The organism is Bacillus sp. PAMC26543 (assembly GCF_014250375.1).
GTDB lineage: Bacteria > Bacillota > Bacilli > Bacillales > Bacillaceae > Bacillus > Bacillus halotolerans.
In genome coordinates this window covers 3,225,972-3,242,010 of sequence record NZ_CP060193.1, presented here as the reverse complement: position 1 = coordinate 3,242,010, position 16,039 = coordinate 3,225,972, and the positions used below count along the sequence as shown (strand labels likewise).

Genomic DNA, 16,039 nt, shown 5'->3' with positions numbered 1-16,039 from the left:
AGTGATGAGCGTGAAGGCTCTTTTATTTACAAGAATTTTCACCTTGATGGTGAGCTGTTCGATGTATCTGTCCCTCGTAAAGGATGATAACTGGTTTGAATATCTATTTATAGCGTTAGGAGCTGCCGTGTATGCAGCCAATCATTTTCTGCTGAAAACAGAGAAGTATGACGTCTGGTTTTGTCTGATTGATCTTACGGTCGGCTTTTCGTTTGGATTCATGTTTCCCGGCAATGGTTTGTTCATTATTATGCTATGCCCGGTAGCTGTCGCATTTTTTCTGCGCGGGTTCAATAGAAAAATGGCATGGTTTTTGTTATGTCTTTGCTCAATTTTGTTTTCAATTGTCCTCATACGTACATATCTGCTAGCCGGCAATGAATACGTCATGGATCACATCACCAGCATGACATTTGTGGTGTTCTGCGGGGTGGTCGGCAAATTAATCCGCAAACTTCTTGAAGCACAAGAAACGGCAAAACAGCAGTTTCAGAAACTGACGGATTCGCATCGGGCGCTGTCAGCAGCACACCAGGAGCTGCATTTATATGCGAAGCAGGTCGAAGAACTCACTGCCATTCACGAGCGGAACAGAATGGCACGGGACATCCATGATACAGTAGGGCACAAAATGACGGCGCTTCTTGTCCAGCTGCAGCTTCTGCGTGAATGGCAAAAAAGAGACAGCCGAAAAGCAGATGAGACAGTCGGCGTCTGTGAAACGCTCGCCCGTGAAGCACTCGGCGATGTCCGCTTATCAGTCCGAACCCTGCAAACGGAGAACGATCCCTCATTCATTGAATCGCTGAAACAACTGACAGAAGACTTTTACAAAAATGCGGGCGTCACATCCGAACTGACGGTCAGCGGCGATCCTGCGCTGGTCCCGCTGTCTCTGCATCCGACTGTGATCAGAACGGTGCAGGAGGCGCTGACCAATGCAAAACGTCACGGCGGCGCCACTGCTTGCTCGATTCAGCTCACGTGTTCACCGGAAACAGTCAGTCTTTTAATTAAAGATGACGGAAAAGGAAATCCTAAGGCCGCGCTGGGATTTGGTCTCTTGAATATGAAAAAGCGGGCGGCCGAGCATGGCGGGATGATCCGTTTTGAAAGCGAGCGGGATCAAGGATTTACCGTGATTGCGGAATTTTCTTTGGCTAATAAAAAATGGAGCTTTGGGCCCGCACAGCAAAAGGAGAGTTTATCATGATTAAAATCATCATTACCGACGATCAGGATATCGTCAGAGAAGGGCTGGCGTCTCTGCTTCAGCTCCGGGAAGAGCTCGATGTCATCGCCACGGCGCGAAACGGACAGGAAGCCTTTGAAAAGGCGAAAGAGCTGGAACCGGATATCGTATTGATGGACATCCGCATGCCGGTGTCCAACGGGGTGGAGGGAACAAAATTGATCACCAGCTCGCTGCCGGGCGTAAAGGTGCTGATGCTGACGACCTTTAAAGATTCAGAGCTGATTGCCGAAGCGCTTGAAGAAGGGGCAAGCGGGTACCTGTTAAAGGACATGTCAGCCGATACGATTGTGAAAGCGGTGATGACTGTTCAATCAGGAGGAATGGTGCTCCCGCCGGAACTCACAGCCCAAATGCTGAATGAATGGAAACGAGAAAAACAGCTGAAAGGAACGGAAGAGAAAGAAAAACCGAAGGAACTGATCGACCTGACCGAGCGTGAAATGGAAGTGCTGGCTGAGCTCGGGTATGGACTGAACAATAAAGAAATTGCCGAAAAGCTGTACATTACAGAAGGAACAGTGAAAAATCACGTGTCAAACATTATCAGCAAACTGTCGGTCAGAGACAGAACCCAAGCCGCCATTTATTCCGTCAGACATGGCGTATCTGTCTTTTGATAGATGACGTTTGGCATATGCGTTGCCCTGAAAAGGCCTGTCACAGGCCTTTTTTTATGCCCGATGTTCTATCCGGCGCCACATGTTTCACGCCTCAATCTCTTCTACAATGGCAATGGGATAAAAAAAGGAGTGAAACGGCGTGCTTCAAGCAGAAAATATCAAAAAGGCATACGGAAAAAAAACAATTGTCAAAGGAATCTCTTTTTCCTTGAGAAAGGGTGAGTCGTTCGGACTTCTCGGACCGAACGGAGCGGGGAAGTCCACAACCATTTCTATGATTTCCGGACTTGTGCCGCTTGACGGAGGGGAGATTACAGTCGGCGGGTATGTCATCGGCAAAGACACGAACAAAGCCAAACAAAAAATCGGCATCGTCCCGCAGGAAATCGCCCTGTACCCGACACTGACGGCTCAAGAAAATCTCGTATTTTGGGGGAAAATGTATGGACTCACGCATGGAGAGGCCAAAAAAAGATCAGCAGAAGTCCTTGAATATGTAGGGCTTACTGAACGGGCTAAAGATAAAATCGAAACATTCTCCGGCGGAATGAAACGGAGAATTAACATCGGCGCAGCCCTTATGCATAAGCCTGAGCTGCTTATCATGGATGAACCGACCGTCGGCATCGACCCCCAATCGAGAAATCATATTTTAGAAACAGTCAAACAGCTCAACGAAACAGGCATGACCGTGATCTATACGAGTCACTACATGGAAGAGGTCGAGTATTTATGCGACCGGATCGGCATTATTGATCAGGGAGAAATGATTGCAATCGGCACAAAAAACGACTTGTGCAGCCGTCTTGGAGGAGATACGATCATCCAGATGACTGTCAGCGGGGCAGATGAAGGATTTCTTTCTGCTGTCCGCTCGCTTGCCAATGTGAATGATGTAATAGTGAATGAATCTGAGCTCAAAATTGAGGTTGCTGCGGCGCACCATGAGAAAGTAGTCACCAGCCTGCTCGCGGAAGCCGCTGCCCATCAAACGAATCTCCTGTCTCTTCAGGTTCAGGAGCCGAATCTGGAACGGCTGTTTCTGAATCTGACAGGCCGCACATTGCGGGATTAGGAGGGGCGGCGATGAAAAAAGCAATATGGATCGCATGGAAAGATGTCAAAATCAGAATCACGGACAAAAAAGGGTTTATGATGCTTATCCTAATGCCGCTGATCTTAACAGCCATATTAGGGGCCGCTCTTGGATCAATCCTTGGCGGAGGCAGCGGGATTGATGAAATCAAAGTCGGCTATGTCCAGTCTGATCAGTCAGGCGCGTCGAAGATGTTTAAAACAGACGTACTTGAAAAAATGAAGATGATCAAGGTCACAGAAGCCGGCAGTAAAAAGGAAATGAAAAAGCTGCTGGCGGAAAAGAAAATTGATGTCGGAATTGCCGTCCCGGCACATTGGGGATCCGGCAAGAAACCGGCCGCTGTCTATGCTGGCACTGATCAGGAATTAAAAAGCTCTATCATAGAAACGGCTGCAGTATCTTTTTTAGACCAATACAAGGCGGTACGAGAAGCGGCATCCGCCTCGATGGAATATGTCACCAAGACGGAAGCTGTAAAACAAGGAAAGCTCAATCCTGCCCTCATAGCAGAAAATCTTGCTAAGACGCTTGAAAAAGAAGCGGGTGCCAGGCTTGCTGTTACTGAGAAATCAGTCGGCGCAAAAGAAGTTACCAGTTTTCAATACTATTCGGCGGCAATGCTTTGCATGTTTATGCTGTTTCATATGACGGTCGGCGCGAAATCATTTTTGCTGGAAAAGGAAACAGAAACCCTTGCCAGACTGCTGATGACGCCTGCACAAAAATACGCCATTCTCTTCGGGAAGTGGCTCGGAACCTATTTGTTTGCCATTATACAATTTTTCATTTTTCTTATTGTGACCATCAATATATTTGATGTGGACTGGGGAGACAATCTCTTGTTTGTGTGCGTGCTGGGGCTTTCCTACGCAGCAGCTGTATCCGGCATTTCAATGCTTCTTGCTTCGTGCATCAGCGATATGAAGTCAGCAGATGTTTTAGGCGGTTTTGGAATTCAGGTGCTTGCCGTTCTCGGTGGTTCTATGCTTCCGTTTTATCAATTTCCGGATTTTCTGCAATCTGTTTCAAAGGCGGTGCCAAATCGATGGGCGCTCGAAGGCTTTCTTTCCTTAATGGAAGGGGGAGGCTGGGCTGAACTTCAAACGCCGGTCCTTCTTTTTGCGGCAATCGGTCTTTGTTCACTGGCTGTTGGCATCAGAAGGCTTCACACAAGATAAGGAGGTAAAACACGGTGAAAAAAATCATAGCCATTTGCGGCGTTGAGCTTTCTCTCATTTTTAAGAAGCCGCAGAACTATTTAATGATGTTCGCTGCCCCGCTGCTGCTGACCTTTGTATTCGGCGGTCTGCTCGGCGGAAGTGATGATAAGATGCGGCTTGCGATCGTCGATCAGGATGATACGCTTCTTTCACAGCATTATATCCGGGAGCTCAAGCAACATGATGATATGTATACATTTCAAACGATGACTAAAAGCAAAGCTTCAGAAAAACTGAAACAAAAGAAAATTGCAGGAGTCATCACCCTTTCCCGCACTTTCCAAGAGAAGCTGGAAAAAGGAGAGAAGCCGGAGCTGGTCTTCAGCCACGGTCCAGAGCTGACAGAAGCGCCAGTCGCTAAACAGTATGCCGAAAGCAAGCTGGCAAAGCTCAACATTCAGGTAACCGCGGCAAAAACCGCGGCCGAGGCGGCGGGGGAGAGCTGGAAATCGGCTTATAAAACGGTAATCGCCAAAGATCATGGAGATAGCGCCCCAGCTGTAAAACGGGAATCTCTCAATGATAAAAAAGAAGGCAAGGGCGTAAGTGACACAGCTTCACGAGCTGCTGGCTTTTCCATTCTGTTTGTGATGCTGACAATGATGGGGGCAGCCGGCACGATATTAGAAGCTCGAAAAAGCGGCGTCTGGCCGAGACTGCTCACCGCGTCTGTCAGCCGCGCGGAAATCGGAGCGGGGTATGTGCTGTCGTTCTTTGTGATTGGCTGGATTCAATTTGGAATGCTGCTTCTCGCATCTCATTGGCTGTTCGGAATCAGCTGGGGCAATCCGGCTGCGCTGATCGTGTTAGTATCCTTTTTTCTGTTTGCAGTCGTTGGCATCGGGCTGATGATTGCTGCCCATGTCAGAACGCCAGAACAGCAGCTTGCTTTCGGCAACTTGTTCGTTATTGCGACGTGTATGGTGAGCGGAATGTATTGGCCGATAGAAATTGAGCCGAAGCTGATGCAGTCCATTGCTGACTTTCTCCCGCAAAAGTGGGCGATGAGCGGACTGACAGAAATTATCGCTAACGGGGCAACCATCACGGATATACTCGGCATTTGCGGCATCTTGCTTGCTTTTGCCGCCGTCACCTTCACAGCGGGGCTGAAAGCGCTCCGAACGTAAAAGCATCCGCCTCCGGGCAGATGCTTTTATCATTATATCGTGTGTTCTGTCAGGTTCAGTCTTTGTTCCAAGTGTTGTTTGCCGGACGGCCAGTCACCTTCGATTAAGGCCGCTCCTGGGTATTCTCTTGTATCATGGCTAAAATATGCTCCAGCCAGGATACGTAATTCTTTTCCCGTTCCAGCGCTTTTGTCAGTACCAGATAGTGGCCGAAATCCGGTGAAGAAAACGACATTGGCTCCGCTGAGGCCATTAGCTTTTCATAACTGCCTTGCAGATCAGCGAGCTTCTCCTTGCGCTTCAGCAGCTGGTCTGTAAACAAGTCGGCTGCCTCCTGGCGTGACAGAGAAGAAATGAAATAAGCCTTCAGCATAAATTCATCCTTCACTGTTTCCGGAATAGGGTGGTGGCGGGTCAGCCACACGTGAAGCTCCTGTTTTCCGCTGTCTGTCAGGGTATACATTTTTTTCTCAAGTTTTGTGCCCTGAATCGTTGTCCGGAATGTGATAAAGCCTTCATCTGTCAGCTTTTTGAGCTCCGGATAAATCTGGCTGTGCTTGGCGCTCCAAAACTGGCCGAGCTCCGCTTTGAAATAACTTGTAATATCATATCCGCTCAATTCGCCTTTTCGTAAAAGCCCTAATATGGCGTATTTTAATACTCTCATGCTGTCCTCCGTGTCTATGGCTGTTTTTGCAAACCAGAAGTTTTTTAAATGCCCTGCCGCAAAATCGTATCGTTCTTTTCTCTTATACGGAAAACAAAATTGAATTCCTTCTTGATACTCGTCCTATATAAAATAGTGAATGCCATCTTATGTTTAGCTTTCATCTGTTCCCTATATTATAGGAAAGGGAGACTGGGAACACAACCGCATGTCTCCTACGCTTATTGTCCTTTCAAGTTTCTTTCGAGTATATGGATCAAGTGTACTGCAGACAACTGCCAATCGACAGAATTAGGATTTAATCAAAATAATAGGTAAATTGAAGATTCTGATAAGTTTATATTTACCAAGTTTAAATTTAATTGTATAATCATTCTGGTAAATACATAATTGAGGAGAAACGTCAAATGAAAAGATTACTTATTGCATCAACTATTTGTCTATCAATGATTTTGTCTATTCTAGCAGCTCCGCCTTCAAGTGCGAAGGCAGAAACAGCACATAACCCTGTTGTTCTTGTTCATGGGATTAGCGGTGCATCATACAATTTTTTTGCTATTAAAAATTACTTAATCTCTCAGGGCTGGCAAAGCAATAAACTGTATGCGATTGATTTTTATGATAAGACAGGGAATAACCTAAATAACGGACCGCAGCTTGCAGCATATATTGATCGTGTTTTAAAAGAAACAGGAGCAAAAAAAGTAGATATTGTGGCTCATAGCATGGGAGGAGCCAATACGCTGTATGCTATAAAATATTTAGGCGGGGGCAATAAGATTCAAAATGTTGTCACGCTCGGAGGGGCTAATGGTTTAGTGTCATCTGTTGCGCTGCCAGGTACAGATCCTAATCAAAAGATCCTCTATACATCGATCTACAGTCTGAATGATGAAATTGTCATCAATAGCTTGTCTCGATTACAAGGAGCCAGAAACATCCAACTGTATGGCATTGGACATATTGGATTGCTTTCTAATAGCCAAGTCAACGCCTATATCAAAGAAGGATTGAATGGCGGAGGATTAAATACGAACTGATGCTTCAAAGATATGCGGCTATGTTAAAACCTGCTGTTTGGTTACAGCAGGTTTTTTGTTTTCTGACAGGTTGAAAAGAGCAGAAAGTCAGAACGAACACGGACCTTTTTGTAAGTTCTAATACAGTTATTCAGCACTTCCCGAATGAACACTTCATTGCTGAAAGTTTTCGCAAATGCGGGAGCCACCGTCTTCGAGACAAATTGTCTTATCCGCAACGCCAGCTTTTTTGGTAATTTCACTCATGGATGCCGAGGCAAATCGCGGATTTTGCAATTTTGCGGAATCAAAAAAGTGAACAGGACACTGTTCCCGCGCGTCAAGCATAGCAGACCGGCTGTACGGGACAAATGGCTGAGGGCGGTATGCCAAAAAGTTATGGGTCTTTATGGGTCTTAGTCGTTCATGCATACTGAAAGATAAGAAATCAGGCACTTTTTTCAATTGAAGCAGGTGTGTTATGGTACAACCATCGATTTCTAAAAATTTGAAATAAAGGAGCGCTGTTATGCAAATCAAAGAAATTTTTGTGATCCGCTGCATTTCGTGCTTAAGTGTCGTTCTGCTCCATATCATTTCAATGGTCCTGATGCTTCAGGCGGAAGCACTTGCTGATATTTCTCACACGGTTGATTCTTTGCGTACACTCCTGATGTTCAGCACGCCTGCTTTCATTTTCATCTCTGAGTTTTTGCTGGCGCGTTCTTATCCTGACGGGGTGCCGGAGGGGTTTTTGAAGAAGAGAGGAAAAGTGATTTTTATTCCCTTTTTGTTTATCGCAGCCATTGATGCCTTGCTGATGGCCAGTGCAATGGGGGGGAAGCTGACTTTTCTGGCGTTTGTGCAGAAATATCTGGAAAACGTATTTTTAGGAAACTTTATCGGATATTTCATTCTTGTCATCTTCCAATTTTATATCCTGCACATGCTCTTTCATGAGTATTTGAAAAAAGCATCGCCAAAATGGGTGCTGTCTGTTTCGTTTGTGGTGACAGCCGCTTATTTGGGCTATTTCTCAGCAGTCAGTCCGGCACCCGCTTCTGAACAAGGCGGTTCATTTCCGTTCTTCTGGGTTCCGTTTGCAGGCTGGCTTTTCTACTTTTGTCTCGCTTATTACTGCGGAAAAGAGTACAAGCGGTTTTTAGCGCTGCTGAATCAATACCGCTGGGTGGTATACGGCGCTGCGGTCGGGTCCGCCGCGTTGGTTGTGGCTGTTTCTTATTTCGGAGAGGTCGGCATGATCAGCTCAAAGCGGCCTGACATCATGCTTTATTCAACAAGTATGATTTTCCTGTGCTTTCACCTGTTTTCTAACATAAAGCAGGTGCCGAAAATCATTATGTTTATCAGTAACTATTCCTTTTCGATTTATCTGCTGCACGCTTATTTTATGATCATTGGCTATGTTTTGCTGTTAAATATGCCAGACATTCCCGCCGTGCCGGCCGTTTTCTTGCTGTTTGCCGTCTGCACAGCGGGCCCGATCCTGACATCCTGGGCACTGAACAAGTTTAAATATGGATATTTGTTTGTAGGGAAAATCTATCAGCCGAAGAAGCGAAAAGTAAAAATGGAAGTGCGAGACCACGCAGGCTGAAAAATCACGGCAGGAGAAACGTTCCTGCCGTGATTTTTATGTTTGATTCACTTGCAATGCTGTTTTTAAATACAGTTTAGCTGCTTCAGCCATTCCTGATACATCAGCTTTATCTTCATTGAAATAAAGCGCGTTCTGGATCATGCCATCGTTCACATTAAGAAAAAACTTAGTAATCGTCGCCAGAGGCTGCAGCGGCTGAAATTCACCTTGATCGATTCCTTTTTGCAAAAGCTTCGAAAACCTTGTCACAAAAAGATCATAACGCTTCTCCAAATACTCGCGCCGTTCTTCATTGCGCCAAGCAGTCACCAAATATTCAAATTGCACCGGCGCCAATGTATCCGCCGCTCCACGTAGGCCTTCAGTCAGTCCATCGAGGTAGCTGGTAATAGTATCCCAGACACTTCGGTTTTCAGCTGATTCATCCAGCTTTCGGAGCCCTTCATCGAGGCCGGCCTCAATGATGCGGCGAAACATCTCTTCTGTACTGGAAAAATAAAGATAGACGCCGCCCCTGCTGAAGCCCGATTCCTCCACAACGTCCTTCATTGTCGTTAATTCAAATCCTTTTCGTTTAAAAACGGTTTTGGCGGCTTCTAAAATCTCCGCTTGCCGTTTATCTTTGTGCTCCTTTGTTACTTTCGGTGACAAAATATCGCCTGCTTTCTGCCATTTTCTTACCTATAAGTGTAGTCAACCCGGCCGCAATCAGCAAGCAGCCGCAGATCAGAAAAGCAAGAGATACGCCGATCAATTCGGCCAGCACGCCCCCGCCCGCCATGCCGAGAATGGAGGCGAGAGTCGTCATGCTCTGAATAGCGCCAAACACTCTGCCGCTATAATCAACAGGCACGGACGTCTGAACAAGAATTTGAAACGGGATATGGACGAGGCCGAAAGCTGCTCCCATGATGAAAAAAGCGAAGATAAAAAGTGCTGTGCCGACAATTCCGAGGCCTCCCAGAAATGGCACACATCCAGTTGCTATTCCAAGCAGACATGCCCCCAGTGTGAAATAAAGCAGATAAGAGGAAATTCGCCTTTTTCCTACAATGGACGCCGTCAGCAGCATACCGGCCCCGCTTACGGCCATGCACCATCCTGCAAGTTCGGGCGGCGCACCGGGAAAAGAGCGGATGAGAATAATAGCCTGTGAATCGCCTATCTGCAATATGAAGAGAACAAAGCAAGCCGTGAACAAGCCCGTCAATAGAAGAGGTGTCTGTTTCATAAATAGAAAACCTTCTTTTATAGAAGCAAGTGCTGATGTTTTGTCTTGAGGTGTATTGGGTGTTTGCTGAAACGCATCTCTCGGAAGCAAAAACAAAATGACAGCAGACAGAAGAAAAGCGCCCGCGTTGATGAAGAAAACGGAATGAATGGAGACTGCGGCGACCATTATGCCGCCAAGCGCGGGACCGAAAATTTTTGCAGTGTTATCGATGATGCTGCTGATAGAAACAGCCTGCTGAAGGAAAGCTTCTGATGTCAATTCCTTAAGCTTGCCGTTTTTAGAAGGTGAAAACAATGAAGAAAAACAGCTCTGAAGGCTGAGCAATACGTAAAGCTGCCAAAGCTCACTGACATAAACACAGCTGATAACGGTGAGGGTGCGGCCGATTTCAGACAGAAACATGATCATTTTTCTGTCAAATCGATCTGCAAGCACACCCGATACGGGACCGAGAACAATGACAGGCAGTGCAAATGACATCATTAAAAAAGACATATCCAGTGAAGAAGCATCCAGCTGAAAGGCGGCTAATGTTAAGACGGCCAAAATGTGCAGCCAGTCGCCAAGGGAAGAAATTGTTTGCGAGGCTAACAGCGTCATCAGCCCTTTATTTCTCCAAAACAATGATTGACCCATAGTTTTCTCCTCCTGCTCATAAAAATGACACTAGTGTCGTTTTTATTGTATGGGAAAATAACACAATAAACAATGGTTTTCTTGTAAAATAATAAAGATTGAATAAAGCATTCAGGAGGGAGATGCACATGTCAACAGCCAATCTAAGCTATCCGATAGGAGAGTACAAACCTAGGAAATTCATATCAAATGAGCAGAAAGAAGAATGGATTCAAGTGCTGGAGGAAGTGCCGGCTAAGCTGAAGCAAGCCGTTGAGGGGATGACAGACAGCCAGCTTGATACACCGTACCGAGACGGCGGATGGACCGTCCGGCAAGCAGTCATATGAATGGCTATATCCGTTTTAAATTAAGCTTGACAGAAGAGACGCCGGCCATCCGTCCGTATGATGAAAAAGCATGGTCGGAGCTTGAAGACTCCAAAACAGCGGAGCCGAGCGGTTCACTCGCGCTTTTGCAGGAGCTTCACGGAAGATGGACGGCTCTTCTCCGCACTCTGACGGATCAGCAATTTCAGCGCGGATTTTACCATCCCGATACAAAAGAGATCATTACCCTAGAGAACGCGCTCGGGCTGTATGTCTGGCACTCACATCACCATATCGCTCATATTACGGAGCTTTCCAAACGGATGGGGTGGTCTTAACGCTTTTGCCGGCGGAAAGCCGGGAGACTGATTGCTGCAATCACCAGCAGAGAAATCACAGCCGCCGCCGCATATAAATGATCATAGCCGCTGGCAACACTGGCCTGAATGGCATCGCTTATCGCAGTTTTGACTTCAGGCACAGGAATGCGTTCGATCTGTTCTTGTAAAGAAGAAACATCTGAACTGTCGATCTCGGGAATCATCTGCATAGCCTTCCCTGACTGTCCGCTGTCCGATAAGCGGCTGCTGATTTCATCGCCGATTTGGTCAAACCCTGCTGTGATAAAACCTGCATAAAGAGTAGGCGCCAATGTCAGTCCGATTTGCCTTACTAATGAAAGCGTGCCGAGCGCCGTGCCCTTATTCGCTTTAGCTGCTTCTGATACAAGAACATTCAGCGGAGCGCCTAGCAGAAAGCCAAAACCGATGCCGGCCGCCACGCTTGCAATGACAAACTCCCATTTTTCCGTCACCCAAAGCGGAAATAAAGCAAATCCCGCACATGAAATAATTCCTGAAAGCACAACAGTTTTCACCGGTCCTTTTTTGTCGGTGAGCGCTCCGCCAAGCCAAGCGCCGATTCCGGAAGCTAAGGCAAGAGGTGTCATCCAATAGCCCGCTTTTACGGCAGGAACGCCTAAATATTGCTCAACATATGACGGAATAAAAATAACCGCCGCCAAGAGGCCCCCGGATAATAAACCGATGATAAGCGTTCGCTGAAACATGTGATTCCGAAGTAAAGAATACGCCAGAATGGGATCGCCCCCGCGCATTTCCATCCGCTTCTCAAACCATACGAGCCCCGCAAAACAAAAAATACCGAAAACAATACATCCATAAACCTCAGGATCTCCCAGGCTTTTTAAGAGATTCGCCCCGTCAAGGTTTGTCATGCCGTACATTACAGCCAAAATTGACAAGGACAGAAGAAAAATTCCGGCCGTGTCGAGACGTTTGGCCTCCGGCGCTTTGGTTTCCACAATAAAAAATGCACCGAAAACAACCAGCAGCACTGCAATCGGCAGGTTAATCAAAAACAGCCAATGCCATGACCCGGTCCAATCAAGCAGAAAGCTTCCGATATTGGGTCCGAGCACAGCAGCCATCCCGTTCATCGCCCCTAGCAAACCAAGGGCCTTCCCTTGCTTTTCCTTTGGAAGCGTAGCAAGGACGTGAGAACTTCCGATGATGAAAATCCCGCCGCCTCCAAGCGCCTGAATCAGCCGTGAGATAAGAAAAAGCGGAAAGCTTTGGCTCAAGGCGACAAGCAAAGAACCAAGCCCGAAAAGGCCGACTTCAATAAGAAACAGCTTTTTTCTGCCGTAGCGGTCGGAAAGCTTTCCGACGATCGGCACACTGACGCTGAGTCCGAGCGTATAAAGCGTAATGCCCCACGAACCCCAAGACGGAGAAACGGCAAACGATTCGTTTATCGTGGTCAGCGCAGCGGAGATGATCCCGTTATCCAGCGCAGCCATAAACACACCGATGGTAAACAGGCTGATCGCCCACTTTTGGCTTTTTTGATCTGCCAATGCCTTATGCATATTCATCACTCCTTTTACTTCACTCAGAATATATTATTCATTTAAAATGAACTAAATGTCAAATAAAAAAAGTCTGCCTCCGCAGTTTGCGTGAGGACAGACTTCGCTGACATTATTCTTTTTTAGCCTGCTCCAGCGCTCTGGAAAGAACAGAAAGCCCTTTGGAAACAGCTTGCTTTTCATCAGGAGACAGTATCTCCAAGGAACGCTTCAATTTCATATGGCCCTTTTGATAAAGCCCGCGAAAAATATTTTTCGCATTCTCCGTTAAATGAACAACCACTGAACGGCGGTCCTCTTCAGAGTGTGAGCGTTTAACAAAGCCGGACTTCTCAAGGCGGTCAAGCAGCCCGGTTGTATTTGACAGGGAAGCCCCCATTTTCTCTGCAATTTCACTGACCTTCAGCGTTCCGTGATTGTTTAAAAGCATGAGCACTTTCATTTGCGGCATGCTCATATCCAGCTTCATCCACTCAGACACATCACCGAGCCCGGCAGATGTTAAGACTTTCATATAAAGCACCCAAATTTCACGTTCCTCAGATGAAAGAATATTTTCGTTTAATACTGTTGTATCATGTAAGTTATATTCCATTTGATCACTTCCTCGTCATTCGCTCCTCTTACCATATTACTCGATTTTAACCGCTGAAAGAAAGTCAGCATAAACCGCAGATGAGACTTTGTCCGAAAAATAGCGGTAGTGTATAATGAGTTGGAGATTATTGGGGAAAGAAATATCGAACTGTATATGATTGGAGAGACCATTGCTGATTAAAAAGAATGCTTTATCAATTTTAAAAATCGTTTTTCCTGTTGCTGTTTTACTATTTGTTATTTATCAATCAAAAAAAGAACTGACAAATCTGTCATTCAAACGCACGCTCATGGTTATCAACGGGCTGGAACGCACGGACTTATTCATCCTTGTATTGATCGGCTTGCTGGCTGTTGCGGCTATGTCGCTGTATGATTACGTCCTGAAATACTCGCTGCGCCTTTCGATCACAAACGGAAAGGTATTCAGGGTTTCCTGGATCGCCAATTCATTTAATAATGTGCTCGGGTTCGGCGGTTTAGCCGGTGTCGGGTTAAGAATGATGTTCTATAAGGAGCATACGAAAGACCATAAGGCGCTCGTGAAAGGAATCGCCTGGCTTACGTCATCTATGCTGCTCGGGCTATCTGTTTTCAGCATTTTCGTCGCAGCGCGGGTGCTGCCAGTGGATGAAGTGATCCATGAAAAGCCTTGGCTGTGGGCAGTCGTTATCGGTTTCGCGCTGATTTTGCCGTTATCCTTGGCGGTGGCCAAAATAAAAGGCCGCAAAGCCGGAGACGAAGAAAATGAGGATAAAGTGAAAAATCCGATTTTTGCTTATATCGGCGCTTCCGTTGCCGAATGGCTCATGGCTGGAGTCGTCATCTATTTTGCTTTGTTCGCCATGGGCATTCATGCTGATATCCGGTATGTGTTCGGGGTGTTCGTCATTGCGGCGATCGGCGGGATGATCAGCCTCGTGCCGGGCGGTTTCGGCTCGTTCGACCTTTTGTTTTTGCTCGGTATGGAGCAGCTTGGCTATCATCAGGAAGCCATTGTTACGTCAATCGTTTTGTACAGGCTCGCCTATTCATTTATTCCATTTGTTTTGGGGCTGTTCTTTGCTGCCGGCGACCTGACCGAAAATACAATGAAACGGCTCGAAACGAACCCGCGCATCGCACCGGCTATCGAAACGACAAACGTGCTGCTTGTCGTACAGCGGGCCATGTTAGTGAGGATTTTACAGGGATCGCTTTCACTTATTGTGTTCGTAGCCGGTCTCATTGTCCTTGCGTCGGTGTCACTGCCGATTGATAGGCTGACAGTCATTCCGCACATTCCCCGTCCGGTCCTTTTGCTGTTCAACGGGCTGTCCTTAAGCTCAGCGCTCATTTTGCTGATATTGCCGATCGAGCTTTATAAACGGACAAAACGGTCCTATACAATGGCGATTACAGCACTTGTCGGCGGATTTGTTTTCAGCTTTTTAAAAGGGCTCAATATCAGTGCAATATTCATATTGCCGATTATCATCGTCTTGCTTGTGCTGCTGAAAAAACAATTTGTCAGAGAACAGGCTTCCTATACACTAGGGCAAATGATTTTCGCTGCGGCCCTGTTTACTGTGGCACTGTTTAACTATAACCTTATCGCAAGCTTCATCTGGGATCGGATGAAAAAGGTGCTGCGCCACGAATATTTCGTCCACAGCACTTCCCATATTACACATGCGACCATCATGGCAGTCATCGCCGTTCCGCTGTTCTTCTTTATTTTTACAGTGGTGTACCATAAGAAAACCAAACCAATTGGGGAAAAAGCTGATCCAGAACGTCTTGCTGCGTTTCTCAATGAAAAAGGCGGCAACGCGCTGAGCCATCTCGGCTTTCTCGAAGATAAGCGGTTTTATTTTTCAAGTGACGGAAATGCCCTGCTTCTGTTTGGAAAAATCGCCAGACGGCTGGTCGTGCTCGGCGATCCGTCAGGCCAAAGAGAATCGTTCCCGCTTGTGCTCGAAGAATTTCTTAACGAAGCACATCAAAAGGGGTTCAGTGTTTTGTTCTATCAAATCGAACGAGAGGACATGGCGCTGTACCACGATTTTGGGTATAACTTTTTTAAACTTGGCGAGGAAGCCTATGTGGACTTAAACACGTTTACCATATCAGGGAAGAAAAAAGCAGGCCTGCGGGCAATCAATAACCGGTTTGAACGGGAGGAATATACTTTCCATGTTGATCATCCTCCATTTTCAGAAGCGTTTTTAGAAGAGCTCAAACAAATCTCCGATGAATGGCTCGGCTCGAAAAAGGAGAAGGGCTTTTCGCTCGGGTTCTTTGATCCGTCATATTTACAGAGAGCACCGATCGCCTATATGAAAAATGCCGAAGGGGACATTGTAGCTTTCGCAAATATCATGCCGATGTATCAGGAAGGCGAAATCTCGGTCGATCTGATGCGCTATCGCAGCGACGCCCCGAACGGTATTATGGATGCATTGTTCATCCGCATGTTTTTATGGGCGAAGGAGGAGGGGTGCACGTCATTTAACATGGGCATGGCGCCTTTGGCCAATGTCGGCACAGCCTTTACATCCTTCTGGTCAGAGCGCTTCGCGGCTGTCATTTTTAATAATGTTCGGTACATGTACAGCTTCAGCGGGCTCCGGGCATTTAAAGAAAAATACAAACCTGAATGGCGCGGAAAATACTTGGCGTATCGGAAAAACAGATCTCTTTCTGTCACCATGTTCCTCGTCACGCGTCTGATCGGCAAAAGCAAAAAAGACTCCGTCTAAA

13 protein-coding genes and 1 pseudogene are annotated in these 16,039 nt (G+C 46.6%); 9 read left to right on the top strand and 5 right to left on the bottom strand.

Annotated elements, in window-relative coordinates; translation table 11 throughout:
* The first annotated feature begins 10 nt into the window (after positions 1 to 10).
* The 5 genes from H7F27_RS16465 (at position 11) to H7F27_RS16445 (ending at position 5,324) form a co-directional block, all read left to right on the top strand.
* On the top strand, positions 11 to 1,213 hold the full coding sequence (locus tag H7F27_RS16465) for a sensor histidine kinase (RefSeq protein ID WP_185848157.1): 1,203 nt from the start codon (positions 11 to 13) through the stop codon (positions 1,211 to 1,213).
* Entirely contained in the window at positions 1,210 to 1,872 is a 663-nt protein-coding gene (gene lnrK, locus H7F27_RS16460; RefSeq protein WP_024120627.1) for a two-component system response regulator LnrK, read from the top strand. The genes H7F27_RS16465 and lnrK overlap by 4 nt, the downstream gene beginning before the upstream one ends.
* 142 nt (positions 1,873 to 2,014) lie before the next feature.
* Positions 2,015 to 2,950, top strand: coding sequence for an ABC transporter ATP-binding protein (locus H7F27_RS16455; protein WP_103672432.1), 936 nt, complete (start codon positions 2,015 to 2,017; stop codon positions 2,948 to 2,950).
* A gap of 11 nt (positions 2,951 to 2,961) precedes the next feature.
* Positions 2,962 to 4,152, top strand: a complete 1,191-nt coding sequence (locus H7F27_RS16450) for a linearmycin resistance permease LnrM (RefSeq protein WP_024120629.1) — start codon at positions 2,962 to 2,964, stop codon at positions 4,150 to 4,152.
* A gap of 14 nt (positions 4,153 to 4,166) precedes the next feature.
* The gene (locus H7F27_RS16445) at positions 4,167 to 5,324 is read left to right on the top strand and encodes a linearmycin resistance permease LnrN (protein WP_103672434.1); all 1,158 of its coding nucleotides are present in this window, start codon (positions 4,167 to 4,169) and stop codon (positions 5,322 to 5,324) included.
* Between the two features lie 103 nt (positions 5,325 to 5,427).
* Here H7F27_RS16445 and H7F27_RS16440 read toward each other — a convergent pair whose 3' ends face one another.
* Positions 5,428 to 5,991 (bottom strand): PadR family transcriptional regulator, encoded by a 564-nt coding sequence (locus tag H7F27_RS16440; RefSeq protein ID WP_095714600.1) that lies wholly within the window; start codon positions 5,989 to 5,991, stop codon positions 5,428 to 5,430.
* 407 nt (positions 5,992 to 6,398) lie between these two features.
* On the opposite strand from H7F27_RS16440, the gene H7F27_RS16435 reads away from it, so the two are divergent.
* Both H7F27_RS16435 and H7F27_RS16430 read left to right on the top strand, forming a co-directional pair.
* On the top strand, positions 6,399 to 7,031 hold the full coding sequence (locus H7F27_RS16435; protein ID WP_095714599.1) for an esterase EstB: 633 nt from the start codon (positions 6,399 to 6,401) through the stop codon (positions 7,029 to 7,031).
* Positions 7,032 to 7,539: 508 nt separating this feature from the next.
* Positions 7,540 to 8,628: an acyltransferase family protein gene (locus tag H7F27_RS16430; protein WP_095714817.1), complete on the top strand. Its 1,089-nt coding sequence runs from the start codon at positions 7,540 to 7,542 to the stop codon at positions 8,626 to 8,628.
* Positions 8,629 to 8,664: 36 nt separating this feature from the next.
* Here the strand turns inward: H7F27_RS16430 and H7F27_RS16425 are convergent, their stop codons facing one another.
* Both H7F27_RS16425 and H7F27_RS16420 read right to left on the bottom strand, forming a co-directional pair.
* Positions 8,665 to 9,282, bottom strand: a complete 618-nt coding sequence (locus tag H7F27_RS16425) for a TetR/AcrR family transcriptional regulator (RefSeq protein ID WP_095714816.1) — start codon at positions 9,280 to 9,282, stop codon at positions 8,665 to 8,667.
* A complete protein-coding gene (locus H7F27_RS16420; RefSeq protein ID WP_095714815.1) occupies positions 9,248 to 10,501 on the bottom strand; it encodes an MFS transporter in 1,254 nt (417 codons plus the stop codon). The genes H7F27_RS16425 and H7F27_RS16420 overlap by 35 nt, the downstream gene beginning before the upstream one ends.
* A gap of 128 nt (positions 10,502 to 10,629) precedes the next feature.
* On the opposite strand from H7F27_RS16420, the pseudogene bstA reads away from it, so the two are divergent.
* Positions 10,630 to 11,147 (top strand): annotated as a pseudogene (bstA, locus tag H7F27_RS16415) (bacillithiol transferase BstA).
* Here bstA and H7F27_RS16410 read toward each other — a convergent pair.
* A complete protein-coding gene (locus tag H7F27_RS16410; protein WP_185848156.1) occupies positions 11,144 to 12,700 on the bottom strand; it encodes an MFS transporter in 1,557 nt (518 codons plus the stop codon). The pseudogene bstA and the gene H7F27_RS16410 overlap by 4 nt on opposite strands.
* A gap of 112 nt (positions 12,701 to 12,812) precedes the next feature.
* The gene (locus H7F27_RS16405) at positions 12,813 to 13,295 is read right to left on the bottom strand and encodes a MarR family transcriptional regulator (protein ID WP_024120638.1); all 483 of its coding nucleotides are present in this window, start codon (positions 13,293 to 13,295) and stop codon (positions 12,813 to 12,815) included.
* Between the two features lie 172 nt (positions 13,296 to 13,467).
* On the opposite strand from H7F27_RS16405, the gene mprF reads away from it, so the two are divergent.
* Positions 13,468 to 16,038, top strand: coding sequence for a bifunctional lysylphosphatidylglycerol flippase/synthetase MprF (gene mprF / locus H7F27_RS16400; protein WP_185848155.1), 2,571 nt, complete (start codon positions 13,468 to 13,470; stop codon positions 16,036 to 16,038).
* Position 16,039: the final 1 nt, after the last annotated feature.